Below are 14,163 nucleotides of genomic sequence, written 5' to 3'. Positions count from 1 at the left end.
CAAAAACGGTAGCAGAAGAGGCAAATGACACGCCGCGAAGCCGGCGCTTTCAGCTCAGGAATTGGAAGCGGATGGTGGCCGGCCCGCCTTGGCCTTGACCACGCGGCGCTCGGTGGATTTCTGCAACGAGTCCAGAAAATCGCCGTCGCCCGCCGCCCAGCCACGCAACGTGGCCTCGGTAATCGCAGTCTGGTCGGCCGCCCGCACCCCGCCGCGCACCAACTCGACATACGCCGCCTCGCGCGCGAACGGCGTGTTGCCCAGCTCCCAGTACAGCGGATGCGGCGTCAACAGTTTGTCGCGACGCAGGCCTGCATAGTGCCCATGGCTCGACCACGGGTAGTCGCGGGCATCGGCCGCCATGCCTGCACGCACCGGGTTCAGGTCGATGTAGGTCATGCAGGTCATCAGGTAGCGGTCGGTCTGGATCAGCGTCGACCTGTAGCGTCCTTCCCACAAGGTGCCGCTGCGGCCATGGCGGTCGTTGAAGTAGCGCACGTAGCTGCGCCCCACCGACTGCATGAACTGCGGCAGGCCGGTGGTGCTGTCGGGCGTGGCCAGCAGGTGGAAATGGTTGTCCATCAACACGTAGGCGTGCAGCGCGATGCCAAAGCGCGCTGCGTTGTCGGCCAAGAGGCCGAGCAGGCGCTCGTGATCCGCGCGATCGACAAAGATCGGCTGGCGGTTGTTGCCGCGCTGGATCACGTGGTGCGGCATGTCGGCCAGCGTGAGACGGGGGAGTCGGGCCATGGTGGCGCCTATCCTAAGCCGCACGTGCGGCAGCCTGGGCCCGGCAAGCGCTCAGGCCAGGCGAAACCGCGTGTCGCCCAGCGCGTCGAGCCCGAACTGCGACAACAACTCGCCCAGCCGCGTCGCCGCGCTGGCCTTGCGCTGGCCGGTGTAGCGCGCCAGGATGAGTTCGTTCTTCATGCTGTGCTCCCAGCCGACCAGTTCGGTGACCGTGACGCTGTAGCCGTTGGCTTCGAGGTACAGGCAACGCAGCACGTTGGTCAGCTGGCTGCCTATTTCGCGCGTGTGCAGCGGATGGCGCCACAGTTCCGCGAGCGGCGTGCGCGACAGGGCCAGCGCCTTGGTTTCGCGCAGGCACGCGGCCACTTCCGCCTGGCAGCACGGCACCAGCACCATGCAGCGCGCCTTCTTCGCCAGGCCGAAGGCGATGGCGTCGTCGGTCGCGGTGTCGCAGGCGTGCAGCGCGGTGACCACGTCGATCTGCGCCGGCAGTTCACTCGCACTCGCCGATTCGGCCACCGTGAGGTTGAGGAACGACATGCGGCCGAAGCCCAGGTGTTCGGCCAGCTTGCGCGAACGCTCGACCAGCTCGCCGCGCGTCTCGATGCCGTAGACATGTCCGCCCTGGCGCGCGCTGAAGAACAGGTCGTAGATGATGAAGCCGAGGTACGACTTGCCCGCGCCATGGTCGGCCAGCGTGGCCTCGGCGCCCTCGTCCGGCAGCTCGCGCAGCAGTTGCTCGATGAACTGGAACAGGTGATAGACCTGCTTGAGCTTGCGCCGCGAGTCCTGGTTGAGCCGGCCCTCGCGCGTGAGGATGTGCAGCTCCTTGAGCAGTTCGATGGACTGCCCGGGGCGCAGCACCTCGGCCAGTTCGGCATCGGCCTTGGCGGCCTTGTTCGTCTTCGTGGCCTTGGCGGCGTGTGCATTCATGGTCGGGCGCTCCCTGGGCCCACGTCGAGCGCTGCCCAGCCGTCGGGGCCCAGCGCTTCGAGCGTCTCGATGTTGCGTTCGAAGATGGCCTCGGCTTCCGGGAACGCCTGGACCGCGCGGCTCACGCTGTCTTCGCGCAGCAGGTGCAGCGTGGGGTACGGCGCCCGGTTGGTCGCGTTCTCTATATCGTGCGGCCCAGTGCCCGCGAACTGGAACTGCGGGTGAAAGCTCGCGAGCTGGAACACGCCCTCGAAGCCGGCCCGGGAGAGCTTGCGTTCGGCGCGCGCCAGAAAATCGTTGAAGTCCAGAAAATCCGCCAAGGTGTTGGGTGCAATCAGAAGGGTGGTGTCGCGCACGGCGGCGTCGACGGCTGCGAGGTCGTGGGCTTCGGCAAGAAGCGCGTCCATCAGGCCGGCCTCCTCGGTGGGCAGGTGTACGGCGTAGTGGATCTGCGCCTTCACATGCACCGCCTTGGCGAAGGGACACAGGTTCAGGCCGATCACCGCCCGTTCGAGCCAGCGCCGCGTGTCGGCTTCGGCCTGAATGGCGTCGATTGTCGCCGGGCCGGTCATGCCACCTCCGCTGCAGGGCGTATTCGGCCCAGGCGCCGTGCGATGGCCATGCCGGCCAGCGAACAGGCCAGCGTCGCCGTCCACGTCCAGTGCCAGCCGCCGACGCGATGCGCCATCCACGCCACCGCGGGCGGCGCCAGGAACTGTCCGAGCGAAGAGGCTTGCTGCATGAGCCCCACCGTCGTGGAGACGGTGGTGGGGTTGGGCGCCAGCCGGACGCCGAGCAGGAACAGCGTGGCCGGCACCATCCCGCCACCGAGCGAGAAGGCACAGACCGCGACGTAGCGCAGCGCGGGCGGCAAGCCCAGCGCATCCGCGCCCTGCCCCACCTGGGCAAACGCGGCCACGCCGCCCAGCGCCATCGCCAGGAAGCCCCATTGCAGCAACCGCTCGGGCGCCACGCCGCGCTGCAGCCAGCGGCCGCCCGCGACATTGCCGACGATGTTCATTGCGGCCGCGATCGCGGTGAGCACCGCATTCCAGCCAGCCGGCACGCCGGCGCCGGCGTAGATGGCGGGCAGGAAGCCGATCACGGCCATCCACTGGGCCGAATAGACGGCGAAGGTCAACGCGGTCAGCCAGGGTGCGCGCGCGCCGACGGTGGCGCGCAGGCGCGCAGACCATTCGCCGTTTGCGTCGTTTGCGCCGTGTGCGCCACCTACGCCGCCCGTCGCCGCCAGGCGAACCCGGTCCGCCGGCACGGCCGACCACACCCACAGCGCCGCCGCGGCCGAAACGACCGACAGCGCCCACCACCAGTCGGCCCATCCGCCCCAGGCGATCAACGCGGGCCCCAGCAGCAGCGCGAGGGCCACGCCGAGCGGCATGTAGGCGCCCCAGAGGCCGAGGGCGGCCTTGTCCGCGCCCGATGGCGTCAGGGCGCGGATCAATCCGGGACCCGGCATCACCGCCAGCAGGAAACCGATGCCTTCGACCGCGCGCAAGACCAGCAACCATTGCACGGCATGCGCCCCGCCCACCAGGCCGGCGCCGACCGCGCCGCCGAGCAGGCTGGCCGCTGTCAGCACGAGGAGCCCCGTCAGCATGCTGCGGCGCAAGCCGATGGTGTCGGCCGCGAGGCCGGCCACCAGGCCCAGCGTCATGCTCGCCACCTGCACGAGCGAGAGCAGGAATCCCGCCTCGACCAGTCCGATGCCGAGCGAGGCCTGCAGCGCCGGCACCGCCGGCGGCAGCTTGCCCAGGTGCAATGCGGCGCTGACACCGCCCAGCATGACGGCGAAAGCCGCGAGAGGAACGCGCGGCGCCCGGTCCGGACTCATGCGATGCCCCGCCGGCCGGTCAGCCGTTCATGCTCGCGCATCGCAAAGCGGTCGGTCATGCCGGCGATGTAGTCGGCCACGGCGCGGTGCCGGTCGCGGCGCTCGGCATAGGAATCGGGCATTTCGGCATCGCGTTCGAGATAGGCCTCGAACAGCTCGCGCACCACCTGCTGGGCCTGGTCGGTGGTCTGCGTCACCTGCGGGTGGCGATAGAGGTTGCGGAACAGGAAACGCTTGAGCTCGTCCGACTGGGCCTGCATGGTCTGGCTGAAGGCGACGATGGGTGCGGCGTTGCGCACGCCGTCCGCATCGGCGGGTGCCAGCGCCTGCAGCGCCGCGCGCGTGGCGTCGATCACGTCGTAGACCTGGGCGCTCAGCATGCGCCGGATGGTCTCGTAGAGCACGCGGCGCCCCTGCAACCCGGGATATTCGGACAGCGCCTCGCGGCGATAGCGCTCGAAGAGCTCCACCTCGGCCAGCTGCTCGACGCCGATGAGGCCCGAGCGCACGCCGTCGTCGATGTCGTGGGCGTTGTAGGCGATCGCATCGGCCAGGTTGCACAGCTGCGCCTCGAGGCCGGGCTGCGCGCGATCGAGGAAGCGCCGGGCCACACCATTCGGCTCGGCCAGCTCCAGGCGCTCGGCATTCGCGCGCGAGCAGTGCTTGAGGATGCCCTCGCGGGTTTCGAAGCTCAGGTTCAGGCCGTCGTATTGCGGATAGCGGTGCTCCAGGGCATCCACCACGCGCAGGCTCTGCAGGTTGTGCTCGAAGCCGCCGTGGTCGGCCATGCAGGCGTTCAGCGCGTCCTGCCCGGCATGGCCGAAGGGTGTGTGACCCAGGTCGTGCGCCAGGGCAATCGCTTCGACCAGGTCTTCGTTCAGGCGAAGGGCCCGTGCGATCGAGCGGCCCAGCTGCGCGACCTCCAGCGAATGCGTGAGCCGGGTGCGGAACAGGTCGCCCTCGTGGTTCAGGAAAACCTGCGTCTTGTAGACCAGCCGGCGGAACGCGGTGGAATGCACGATGCGATCGCGGTCGCGCTGGAAGGCATCGCGCGTGGGCGCGGGCGGCTCGGCATGACGGCGGCCGCGCGACTGCGCGGGGTGGCAGGCGTAGGCCGCGAGACTCATGAACGGACCCCGGCGACTCGCGCTGCGGTGCACGCTTGCCCGGAGCGGCCCGGCGCTGCGCTCATCCCGCGCAGCACTGCGCGAGCACTTCGCGCACCAGCGCATCGGGCGCACGGCTGACCGCGGCGGAACCGGGCTTGTCGATGACCACGAAGCGGATCTCGCCGGCTTCCGATTTCTTGTCGACGCGCATGAGTTCGAGATAGCGGTCGGCACCCAGCGCCGGACCGACGATCGGCAGGCCGGCGCGCTCGATGAGGCGCGTGAGCCGCGCCACGAAAGCCGCATCGACGCCGCCCAGCCGCTGCGACAGGTGCGCCGCCATGACCATCCCGCAGCCGACCGCTTCGCCATGCAGCCATTCGCCATAGCCGAGGCCCGATTCGATCGCGTGACCGAAGGTGTGACCGAAATTCAGGATGGCGCGCAGGCCCGTCTCGCGCTCGTCCTGGCCGACCACCAGCGCCTTGATCTCGCAGCTGCGCTTGACGGCGTAGGCCAGCGCGGCCGGGTCGCGCGCGACCAGCGCGTCGATGTTCGTCTCGATCCAGTCGAAGAAGGCCATGTCGTGGATCGGCCCGTACTTGATCACTTCGGCCAGGCCCGCGCTGAGCTCGCGCGGGGGCAGCGTCTGCAGCGTGCCCAGGTCGCACACCACGAGCTGCGGCTGGTAGAACGCGCCGATCATGTTCTTGCCCAGCGGATGGTTGATGGCCGTTTTGCCCCCGACCGACGAATCGACCTGCGCCAGCAGCGTGGTCGGCACCTGGACGAACGGCACGCCGCGCATGTAGCTCGCGGCGGCAAAGCCGGTCATGTCGCCCACCACGCCGCCGCCCAGGGCGAACAGCACGGTCTTGCGGTCGCTGCCGTGGCCCAGCAGCGCGTCGAAGATCAGGTTCAGCGTCTCGAGGTTCTTGTACACCTCGCCGTCGGGAAGCTCCAGCAGGTGCACGGTGCGAAAGCGGTTCGCCAGCGCGGCCCGAAGGGCCTTGGCGTAGAGCGGGGCGACCGTGGTGTTGCTGACGATCAACGCACTGGCAGCCGCTGGTGTGGCAGCGAAGCTCGCCGGATCGTCCAGCAGGCCGGCGCCGATCAGGATGGGGTAGCTGCGCTCGCCGAGCTGGATGTCGACGCGTGCTGGCGGTGCGGAAAGTACGGGCTGTGCTGACAATGGCATGGCGGCGAGTTTAGGCGCTGCGGCCGGGACCGGCTCAGGCGGCGGGCTCTTCCGGATGGGCGCCCGGCGCGACGAGTCCGGCGAGTTCGAGCTGCATCACGATGATGTTGACCAGCATGGCGATCGAGGGACGGCCGGTGTCCACCACATCGTGGGCCGTCTCGCGGTAGAGCGGGTCGCGCGCGTCGTGCAGCTCGCGAAGCCGGCCCAGCGGGTCGGCCACCTGCAAGAGCGGCCTCTTGACGTCGTGACGCAGGCGCCGAAACAGGTCTTCAGGAGAGGAGCGCAGGTAGATCACGTGGAAGTGACCGCGCAGCTGGCCTCGGTTGGCCTCGCGCAGCACGGCGCCGCCACCGGTGGCCAGCACGCCCTGGGCGTTGGCGGCCAGATCGGCGATGACGGTCTGCTCGAGATCCCGGAAGACCGTTTCGCCTTCGCGTTCGAAGTAATCACGGATCGAGCAGCCGATGCGCTGTTCGATCACGTGATCGGTGTCGATGAATGGAGTGTTCAGCCGCGCCCCCAGGCGCCGGCCCACTGCGGATTTTCCGGCGCCGGGCAAGCCGACGAGTGCGACCGCCACGCGGTGGCTGCTACGCCCGCGCGTCAGCGCGCGGCGTTGCGGTCGGTAATCATCTTTGGAGTGATAAAGACGAGCATTTCGGTCTTGTTGGCAACGCGTTCGCGCTTGCGGAACAGTGCACCCAGGTAGGGCACTTCACCCAGCACCGGCACGCGCGACTCGTCATTGGTTTCGGTAAGTTCGAAGATACCACCGATGACAACCGTGCCGCCGTTCTCGACCAGCACCTCGGTCTGCACGTGCTTGGTGTTGATGGCCGGACCTGCCGACGTGTTGACGCCGCGGGCGTCCTTGCTCACGTCCAGGGTCAGGATGATGTTGCCCTCTGGCGTGATCTGCGGAGTCACTTCCAGCTTCAGCACCGCCTTGCGGAACGAGATGGAGGTGGCACCGCTGGACGTTGCCTGCTGATAGGGGATTTCTTCACCCTGCTCGATCAGCGCCTTGGTCTGGTCGGCCGTGATGACGCGGGGGCTGGAAACCAGCTTGCCTTTGCCGTCGGCTTCGAGCGCGGAGATTTCGAGGTTCAGCATGCGCGACAAGCTCGAGTTGAACAGCGAGATCGCGAAGGCACCAGGCGTATTGCCGGTGCCGCCGGCATCGCCTGCGGGCAGGTTGATGAAGTTGGAGTTGGTCCAGGTGGCTGCTGCGCCGCCGACGCCGCCGGCGTTGGTGGTGACAGGCATGACGCCTATAGTGCCGAATGCCGGATTGCCGCTGGACGACGCGACGCGTTCGCGGGAGATCCCGCCGCCCAGCCGCACGCCGAGCGATTTGCCGAAAGTATCGGACGCTTCGACGATACGAGCCTCGATCAGCACCTGCCGGACAGGAATATCGAGCTTTTGGATCAACTCGGTCACTTGTGCCAGGCGCGACGGAATATCGGACACGAAGAGCTGGTTGGTACGCGATTCGGCAATCACGCTGCCACGGGGACTCAGGATGCGAGTCGTAGTACCGCCACCACCGCCACCACCACTGCCTGCGCCAGTGCCGGTCAGGCCCTGTGCAATGGCAATCGCCTTCGTGTAGTTCAACTGGAACGATTGCGTCCGCAGCGGCTCCAGGTTCTCGATCGCGGCCTTCGCCTCGAACTCAAGCTTTTCCTTGGCGTTGATTTCGTCCTTCGGCGCAATCCACAGCACGCTGCCGTTCTTGCGCATGCCCAGGTTCTTCGCCTGCATGATGATGTCCAGCGCCTGGTCCCACGGCACGTCCTTCAGACGCAGCGTCAGGGCACCGGTCACCGAGTCCGAGGTCACGATGTTGAAGTTCGTGAAGTCGGCAATCACCTGCAGCAGCGAGCGAATCTCGATGTTCTGGAAGTTCAGCGAGAGCTTCTCGCCGTTGTAGCCGACACCTTGCGTGAGCTTGGTCGGGTCCACCTTGCGGGCGCGGACTTCCACCACGAACTGGTTTTCGCTCTGGTAGGCGCTGTGCTCCCAGTCGCCCTTGGCTTCGATCGTCATGCGAACACGGTCGCCCGATTGCTGCGATGTGATCAGCTGGACCGGCGTTCCGAAGTCGCCCACGTCGAGGCGGCGGCGCAGGCCTTCAGGCAGCGTCGACTTGGTGAATTCCACGACAAGGTTCTTGCCTTGCTGCTTGACATCGACGCCCACCTGGTTGTTCGGCAGGTCGACGATGACGCGGCCCGTGCTGTCGGCGCCGAGACGGAAGTCGACGTCGCGCAGCGGCAGCGTGTCGCGATTCCGGTTCTCGGCAAAAACGGTGGCCGAGGATGCGGCCAATGCGGTACCGGCGACCGGCTCCAGAATGACCAGCAGCGACTTGCCCTGGATTTCGGTCTTGTAGGCCGTGGCTTGCTTCAGGTTCAACACCACCCGGCTTCGCTCGCCGGCCTGCACCACGTTGACCGAACGCAGGTTGCCCTGGTTCACCTCAATGGCGGAGCGCCCGATGGCATTCGTCACGCCCGGAAAGTCAAGCGCGATCCGCGCCGGCGTCTGGACGGCGAATCCGGCCGGCACCGCGGTGAGCGGCTGGGCCAGATCGATCCGGATCACCTCGGCGCCCGATTGCGTCGAGCTGGTGACAGCCTCGATCGCGTTTTGCGCATGGGCGACGGCAAGTGCACCGAAGGCCAGCAGACCCAGCCCGGCGGCGCGCAGCCACTGTGCCATCGTTGATTTTTTTTGGTTCATTTCGCACTCTCTTGCAGCTGCAATGTCGCCACGCGTTCGATCCATTCACCGGCGGCGTCTTGCACGATTTCACGCAAGCCGACTTCGGTTTCGTTGATACGGGTAATGCGCCCGTAGTTCAGGCCCAGATATTCGCCGACGCGCACCTTGTAGAGCAGCTTGTCGACACGAACCAGCGCCACCGGCTGGCCGTTGCGATTCATGCTGCCGACCATGGCCATCGAATCGAGCGGGAAGGCTTCGAGCGACTCCTTGCGGCGCGCCAGTTCAGGCGCGATCAGCTCCGAAGTGCTCGGCTGGTTCGATTCGCGGCGCAGCGCCTGCGTCAGCTTCAGCATGTTGAAGGGCTCGAAAGACGAGCCTTCGGTGTAGGCCTGCGGCGTGAATTTCTTGGGCTCGGCGATCGGGGGCACCGACGGCTTCACCTGGGCGCGCTGCTCGACCATCCAGCGCTGCAGGTCTTCCTGGCCGGAATCGCAGGCGCTCAGGCCCGCCGTGGCCAGCATCAGCCACAGGACTTTGCTTGCTGCCCTCATTTCTTCGCCTTCGGCGCCGTGGCGCGTTTCTGGGCGGCCCGCTCGTCTTCATCGAGGTAGCGGAAGGTGCGCGCGGTGGCGTCCATCGTCAGCACGTCCTTGTCCTTTTGCGGCGTGATCGTCACGTTGTTGAGCGTCACGATGCGCGACAGGCTGGCAACGTCGGCCGCGAAGGCGCCCATGTCGTGATAGCGCCCCGTGACGCGAACGGCGATCGGAAGCTCCGCGTAGTAGTCCTTCACCGAGATGGAACCCGGGCGGAACAGCTCGAACTGCAGGCTGCGGCCGAGGCCGGCTTGGTTGATGTCCGAGAGCAGCGCGTCCATCTCGGCCTTGCTGGGCAACTGTTTCTCCAGCAGGGTCACGTATTGCTGCACCTGTTCGCGCTGCTTCTTCAGCAGGTCGAGGTTGGCCGCCTGGGCGACCTTCTTCTGGTAATCGGCCTTGAGCGTCACTTCCTTGGCGCGCTCGCTTTCCAGCTGGTCGTTGGAGTTGGTGAGCCAGACGAACCACAGCGCCACGAGCACCAGCGCGGTCACGGCCAGGCACAGCGCATAGCGCGGCACCGATGGCCACATCGATGGATCGTTCGGATTGAGTCCGCGGAACTGATCGCCGACGTTCCGCAGTGCGGCGCCGACGTCTACTTTTTGGGAGGGGCGATTGCTTGCCATGATCGGTTACCCCTTGGACTGCGCTGCTGCTGCGGCCAGTGCCTTTTCGGCAGCCGCCTTCTGGGCATCGGTCGGTCGCTTCAGGCCGATGCGCATCGTGAAGCTTGCAACGCGACGCTGGTCGCGCTGGCTCAGGTTCACATTGGCCGAGGTGATCTCGACCAGCTCGGGCTTCACCAGCCAGGGACTGTTGTTGCCCAGGTTGCGCAGCAGTTCCGACACGCGTTCGTTGGACTGAGCCATGCCTTGCAAGGTGACGGTCTGGTTGTCCTGCTTCATGCTGCTCAGATAGACACCGTCAGGCAGTTGCCGGACCAGTTCATTGAACAGATGCACGGGCAGGTTGCGGTCGCCCTGAAGGTCTTCGACCGCCTGTTGGCGCGCGCGCAGCGCTGCAATTTCGTCCTGCAGCGTCGAGATCTCCTTGATCTCGACTTCGAGCTTCTTGATCTCGGCCTGCAGGAAAGTGTTTTTCGATTGCTGGCTCGAGATCTGCGCCTCGAACCAGAGATAGCCGAGGCCTGCGATCAAGCCACCCAGCAGCGCAGCGCCGCCAAGGGTTCCATAGAAGGCTTCGCGACGCCGCTTGCGTGCGGCTTCGCGATGCGGAAGAAGATTGATGAGGATCACTGCAGGAACCTCCGCATGGCAAGGCCGCAAGAGGTCAGGTACGAGGGCGCTTCGCGCCGCACCTTCTTCTCGCGGATGCTCGGCCCGAAGTCCATGCCGTCGAACGGATTGACGAGCGAGCAGGCAAAAGAGGTCTGGCGGGTCACGGCACTGGTCAGCCCCGGCAGCGACGACGAACCGCCGGCCAGCAGCACATAGTCCACGCGGTTGTGCGGCGTGCTCGTGAAGAAGAACTGCAGCGCACGCGCGATTTCCTGCGCGATGCTTTCCACGAAGGGCTTGAGCACGCCCGAGCCGTAGTCGTCGGGCAGGTCGCCGCTGCGCTTCTTGGCTTCGGCTTCCTCGGCGGAAAAACCGTACTGCCGCACGATCAGCTGGGTCAGCTGGGCGCCACCGAAGGCCTGGTCGCGGTCATACAACACTTCCTGGTTGCGCAACACCTGCATGCTGGTGGTGAAAGCGCCCACCTCGAACAGCGCCACGATCGAGTCCACGCCCTTGCCGGGCAATTGCTCGATCAGGCGTGCGGTCGCCAGGCGCGAAGCATAGGACTCGACGTCCAGGATCATGGCCTTCAGCCCGGCCGCTTCGGCCAGGCCTTCGCGGTCCTGGACCTTTTCCTTGCGGGACGCGGCGATCAGCACCTCCACATCGCCGGCGGAGCTGGTGCTCGGGCCGGTGACGCAGAAGTCGAGGCTCACCTCGTCCAGCGAGAAAGGGATGTACTGGTTGGCTTCGGACTCGACCTGGATCTCGAGCTCCTGCTCGCTCATGCCACCGGGAAGAATGATCTTCTTGGTGATCACCGCCGATGGCGGCAGCGCGAGCGCGACGTTGCGCGTCTTGGTGCCGCTCTTGCGCACGACACGCCGGACGGCCTCGGCCACCTCGTCGAATTTCTCGACGTTGCCGTCAGTGATCCAGCCGCGTTCGAGCGGCTCGATGGCGCAACGCTCCAGAACCAGCTTTCCGCTGGCTTCACGGCCGAGCTCGACCAGCTTGACGCTGGACGAGCTGACATCCAGCCCGAGCAGGGGGGCATTCTGACGACGAAACAATGTTCCAAGAGCAGCCAAGTTAGGTCCCTCTCCCCCTGTATTTGTAACCAATGGAAAAATATGCGTTCGGTTGCACTCTAGCAGCAGGCGTAACGCCAACCAAGCAACGCAGGGGGACAAAACGGACAACCGTTGTCAAAACCTGACGTCAAAGCCGCATTCTGTAACTTTTGGATTAGGACTGCACAGGGAAACAAAGATCGGATCGCGCTGAAGGGACGGCTTTTTATAATGTCCGGTGACTCTCCGGCCCTCCATGCAAGAAACTTCACGCCCCAAAGGGCCCGCCAAGACCCCTCCCCCCGCACGCCCAGCCTGGCTCCGATGGCTGTTGCGCTTCGTGTTCTGGGGGTTCGGCATTGCCGCGGCCGGCGTGCTGTCGGTCCTCTGCGTGGTGGCGGTGGCCCTGGCGGTCGCCTATCCGAACCTGCCGGACATCTCGGAACTCTCCGATTACCGGCCCAAGCTGCCGCTGCGGGTTTTTTCCGCCGAAGGCACGCTGATCGGTGAATTCGGCGAAGAACGCCGCAACCTCACGCCGATCGACGCCATTCCCAAGGTAGTGAAGGACGCAGTGCTTGCCGCCGAAGACACGCGCTTCTACGACCATGGCGGCGTCGACTACAAGGGCATGGTCCGCGCGGGCCTGGCCAACCTGAACCGGGTGAAGAGCCAGGGCGCCTCGACCATCACGATGCAGGTGGCGCGCAACGTCTACCTGAGCTCGGAGAAGACGCTGACCCGCAAGGTCTACGAGGTGCTGCTGACCTTCAAGCTGGAGCACCTGCTGAGCAAGGACCAGATCTTCGAGATCTACCTGAACCAGATCTATCTGGGCAACCGCGCCTACGGTTTCGCCGCCGCGTCGGACGCGTATTTCGGCAAGCCCCTGCAGGAATTGACGATCGCGCAGGCCGCCATGCTGGCCGGCCTGCCCAAGGCGCCGGGCGCGAACAATCCGGTCAACAACCCGCAACGCGCGCGCGGCCGCCAGTTCTATGTGATCGACCGCATGCAGGAAGCCGGCTTCATCACCGCCGAACAAGCGGCCGAAGCCAAGAAGGAAGAACTGCATCTGCGCGATGCCGCCGACCCGAACCGCCTGCATGCCGAGTACGTGGCCGAAACCGTGCGCCAGTTGATGTATGCGCAATACGGCGACAGCACCTACACGCGCGGCCTCAAGGTCTACACCTCGCTGGTCGCGGCCGACCAGGCGGCAGCCTACAAGGCGCTGCGCAAGGGCATCATGGATTACGAACGCCGCCAGATCTACCGCGGCCCCGAGAAGTTCGTCGACCTGCCGGCCGACAACAAGGACCTGGACGAAGCCGTCGACGACGCGCTCACCGACCACCCCGACAACGGCGACGTGATGGCGGCCGTGGTGCTCAAGGCCAATGCCAAGGAAATCACGGCGGTGCGCGGCAACGGCGACCCGGTCCAGATCGTCGGCGAGGGCCTCAAGCCCGCGCAGTCCGGCCTCTCCGACAAGGCGCCGCCCAACATCAAGATCCGCCGCGGCGCGGTGATCCGCGTGGTGAAGACGCCCAAGAACACCTGGGAGATCACCCAACTGCCTGAAGTGGAAGGCGCCTTCATCGCCATGGACCCGCGCGACGGCGCGATCAAGGCGCTGGTGGGCGGCTTCGATTTCGGCAAGAACAAGTTCAACCACGTCACACAGGCCTGGCGCCAGCCGGGCTCGAGCTTCAAGCCCTTCATCTATTCGGCGGCGCTCGAAAAGGGGTTCACCCCCGCCACGGTCATCAACGACGGCCCGCTCTTCTTCGATGCCGCCACCACCGGCGGCCAGCCGTGGGAGCCCAAGAACTACGGCGGCGGCTACGACGGCCCGATGTCGATGCGCACGGCGCTCATGAAATCGAAGAACCTGGTGTCGATCCGCATCCTGCAGTCCATCGGCACCCGCTACGCGCAGGAGTGGATCACCAACTTCGGCTTCGACAAGGACAAGCACCCCGCCTACCTGCCGATGGCGCTGGGCGCAGGCGCCGTCACGCCGATGCAGATGGCGGTGGGTTACTCGGTGTTCGCCAATGGCGGGTACCGCGTCAATCCTTACCTCGTGACCCGCATCACCGACCACAAGGACAAGCTCCTGGTCGACAAGCAGCCCTCGCTGCTCAACGAGGCGAACCGCGCCATTCCCCAGCGCAACGCCTTCATCATGGACACGCTGCTCAATTCCGTGGCCCGCGCCGGCACTGCCGCGAAGGCCCAGGCCACGCTCAAGCGGGTCGACCTCTACGGCAAGACCGGCACCACCAACGACTCGCTCGATGCGTGGTTCGCGGGCTTCCAGCCTACGATGACGGCCATTTCGTGGATCGGCTACGACACGCCGCGCAACCTGGGCGACCGCGAAACCGGCGGCGGCCTGAGCCTGCCGATCTGGATCAACTACATGGAGACCGCCATCAAGGGCGTGCCCGTGACCGACCTGTCGACCACGCCGCCTTCGGGCATCGTGAACGTGGGCGGCGAGTGGTACTACGACGACTACGCGCCGGGCCGCGGCGTGGCGAGCCTGGGCGTGGAAGCGGCAGCGCCCGTGGCGCCGGTCGAAGCCCTGACCGGCGCGCCGGTGAGCCCGCCGGCGCCGCCGGAAGAGCGCAACCGCATCCTCGACCTCTTCCGGAACTGACGAC

General features: G+C 66.3%; 13 protein-coding genes. 1 reads left to right on the top strand and 12 read right to left on the bottom strand.

The features are described 5' to 3' along the window. Nucleotides 1-54: 54 nt before the first annotated feature. The 12 genes from BM133_RS24645 to BM133_RS24590 all read right to left on the bottom strand — a co-directional run bounded on the left by BM133_RS24645 (nucleotide 55) and on the right by BM133_RS24590 (nucleotide 11,509). Nucleotides 55-750, bottom strand: a complete 696-nt coding sequence (locus tag BM133_RS24645) for a transposase (protein ID WP_093439717.1) — start codon at nucleotides 748-750, stop codon at nucleotides 55-57. Between the two features lie 51 nt (nucleotides 751-801). Beyond that, nucleotides 802-1,683, bottom strand: a complete 882-nt coding sequence (locus BM133_RS24640) for a class I SAM-dependent methyltransferase (RefSeq protein ID WP_093439714.1) — start codon at nucleotides 1,681-1,683, stop codon at nucleotides 802-804. Then, nucleotides 1,680-2,255: a DUF1415 domain-containing protein gene (locus tag BM133_RS24635; protein WP_093439712.1), complete on the bottom strand. Its 576-nt coding sequence runs from the start codon at nucleotides 2,253-2,255 to the stop codon at nucleotides 1,680-1,682. Before BM133_RS24635 ends, BM133_RS24640 begins: the two co-directional genes overlap by 4 nt. Then, nucleotides 2,252-3,535, bottom strand: a complete 1,284-nt coding sequence (locus BM133_RS24630; RefSeq protein WP_093439709.1) for an MFS transporter — start codon at nucleotides 3,533-3,535, stop codon at nucleotides 2,252-2,254. The genes BM133_RS24635 and BM133_RS24630 overlap by 4 nt, the downstream gene beginning before the upstream one ends. After that, nucleotides 3,532-4,662, bottom strand: a complete 1,131-nt coding sequence (locus tag BM133_RS24625; protein ID WP_093439707.1) for a deoxyguanosinetriphosphate triphosphohydrolase — start codon at nucleotides 4,660-4,662, stop codon at nucleotides 3,532-3,534. The genes BM133_RS24630 and BM133_RS24625 overlap by 4 nt, the downstream gene beginning before the upstream one ends. 61 nt (nucleotides 4,663-4,723) lie before the next feature. Next, entirely contained in the window at nucleotides 4,724-5,842 is a 1,119-nt protein-coding gene (gene aroB / locus BM133_RS24620; protein WP_093439704.1) for a 3-dehydroquinate synthase, read from the bottom strand. Nucleotides 5,843-5,876: 34 nt separating this feature from the next. After that, nucleotides 5,877-6,425: a shikimate kinase gene (locus tag BM133_RS24615; RefSeq protein WP_093439701.1), complete on the bottom strand. Its 549-nt coding sequence runs from the start codon at nucleotides 6,423-6,425 to the stop codon at nucleotides 5,877-5,879. 23 nt (nucleotides 6,426-6,448) lie between these two features. Further along, nucleotides 6,449-8,593 carry a type IV pilus secretin PilQ gene (gene pilQ, locus BM133_RS24610; RefSeq protein ID WP_093439699.1) on the bottom strand — a complete coding sequence of 715 codons (2,145 nt, stop codon included), beginning with the start codon at nucleotides 8,591-8,593 and terminating at the stop codon, nucleotides 6,449-6,451. Then, the gene (locus BM133_RS24605; RefSeq protein WP_093439696.1) at nucleotides 8,590-9,129 is read right to left on the bottom strand and encodes a pilus assembly protein PilP; all 540 of its coding nucleotides are present in this window, start codon (nucleotides 9,127-9,129) and stop codon (nucleotides 8,590-8,592) included. The genes pilQ and BM133_RS24605 overlap by 4 nt, the downstream gene beginning before the upstream one ends. Continuing rightward, complete coding sequence (locus BM133_RS24600) at nucleotides 9,126-9,803, bottom strand: type IV pilus inner membrane component PilO (RefSeq protein ID WP_093439693.1); 678 nt, start codon at nucleotides 9,801-9,803, stop codon at nucleotides 9,126-9,128. Before BM133_RS24600 ends, BM133_RS24605 begins: the two co-directional genes overlap by 4 nt. Before the next feature lie 6 nt (nucleotides 9,804-9,809). Beyond that, entirely contained in the window at nucleotides 9,810-10,433 is a 624-nt protein-coding gene (locus tag BM133_RS24595; RefSeq protein ID WP_093439691.1) for a PilN domain-containing protein, read from the bottom strand. Next, nucleotides 10,430-11,509, bottom strand: coding sequence for a pilus assembly protein PilM (locus BM133_RS24590; RefSeq protein ID WP_093439688.1), 1,080 nt, complete (start codon nucleotides 11,507-11,509; stop codon nucleotides 10,430-10,432). Before BM133_RS24590 ends, BM133_RS24595 begins: the two co-directional genes overlap by 4 nt. Before the next feature lie 238 nt (nucleotides 11,510-11,747). Between BM133_RS24590 and BM133_RS24585 the strand changes: the two genes are divergently transcribed. Further along, a complete protein-coding gene (locus tag BM133_RS24585) occupies nucleotides 11,748-14,159 on the top strand; it encodes a penicillin-binding protein 1A (RefSeq protein WP_177224931.1) in 2,412 nt (803 codons plus the stop codon). Nucleotides 14,160-14,163: the final 4 nt, after the last annotated feature.

The organism is Variovorax sp. 770b2, from assembly GCF_900115685.1.
In the GTDB taxonomy this organism is placed as follows: domain Bacteria; phylum Pseudomonadota; class Gammaproteobacteria; order Burkholderiales; family Burkholderiaceae_C; genus Variovorax.
The sequence above is the reverse complement of the archived record's forward strand: the minus strand, read 5'-3'. Positions and strand labels throughout refer to the sequence as shown.

Bases quoted from the DNA above. Each gene is read 5' to 3' on its own strand.
- BM133_RS24640 (WP_093439714.1), bottom strand. From the start codon at position 1,683: ATGAATGCACACGCCGCCAAGGCCACGAAGACGAACAAGGCCGCCAAG.
- BM133_RS24585 (WP_177224931.1), top strand. From the start codon at position 11,748: ATGCAAGAAACTTCACGCCCCAAAGGGCCCGCCAAGACCCCTCCCCCC.
- BM133_RS24625 (WP_093439707.1), bottom strand. From the start codon at position 4,662: ATGAGTCTCGCGGCCTACGCCTGCCACCCCGCGCAGTCGCGCGGCCGC.
- pilQ (WP_093439699.1), bottom strand. From the start codon at position 8,593: ATGAACCAAAAAAAATCAACGATGGCACAGTGGCTGCGCGCCGCCGGG.
- BM133_RS24605 (WP_093439696.1), bottom strand. From the start codon at position 9,129: ATGAGGGCAGCAAGCAAAGTCCTGTGGCTGATGCTGGCCACGGCGGGC.
- BM133_RS24635 (WP_093439712.1), bottom strand. From the start codon at position 2,255: ATGACCGGCCCGGCGACAATCGACGCCATTCAGGCCGAAGCCGACACG.
- BM133_RS24600 (WP_093439693.1), bottom strand. From the start codon at position 9,803: ATGGCAAGCAATCGCCCCTCCCAAAAAGTAGACGTCGGCGCCGCACTG.
- aroB (WP_093439704.1), bottom strand. From the start codon at position 5,842: ATGCCATTGTCAGCACAGCCCGTACTTTCCGCACCGCCAGCACGCGTC.
- BM133_RS24630 (WP_093439709.1), bottom strand. From the start codon at position 3,535: ATGAGTCCGGACCGGGCGCCGCGCGTTCCTCTCGCGGCTTTCGCCGTC.
- BM133_RS24645 (WP_093439717.1), bottom strand. From the start codon at position 750: ATGGCCCGACTCCCCCGTCTCACGCTGGCCGACATGCCGCACCACGTG.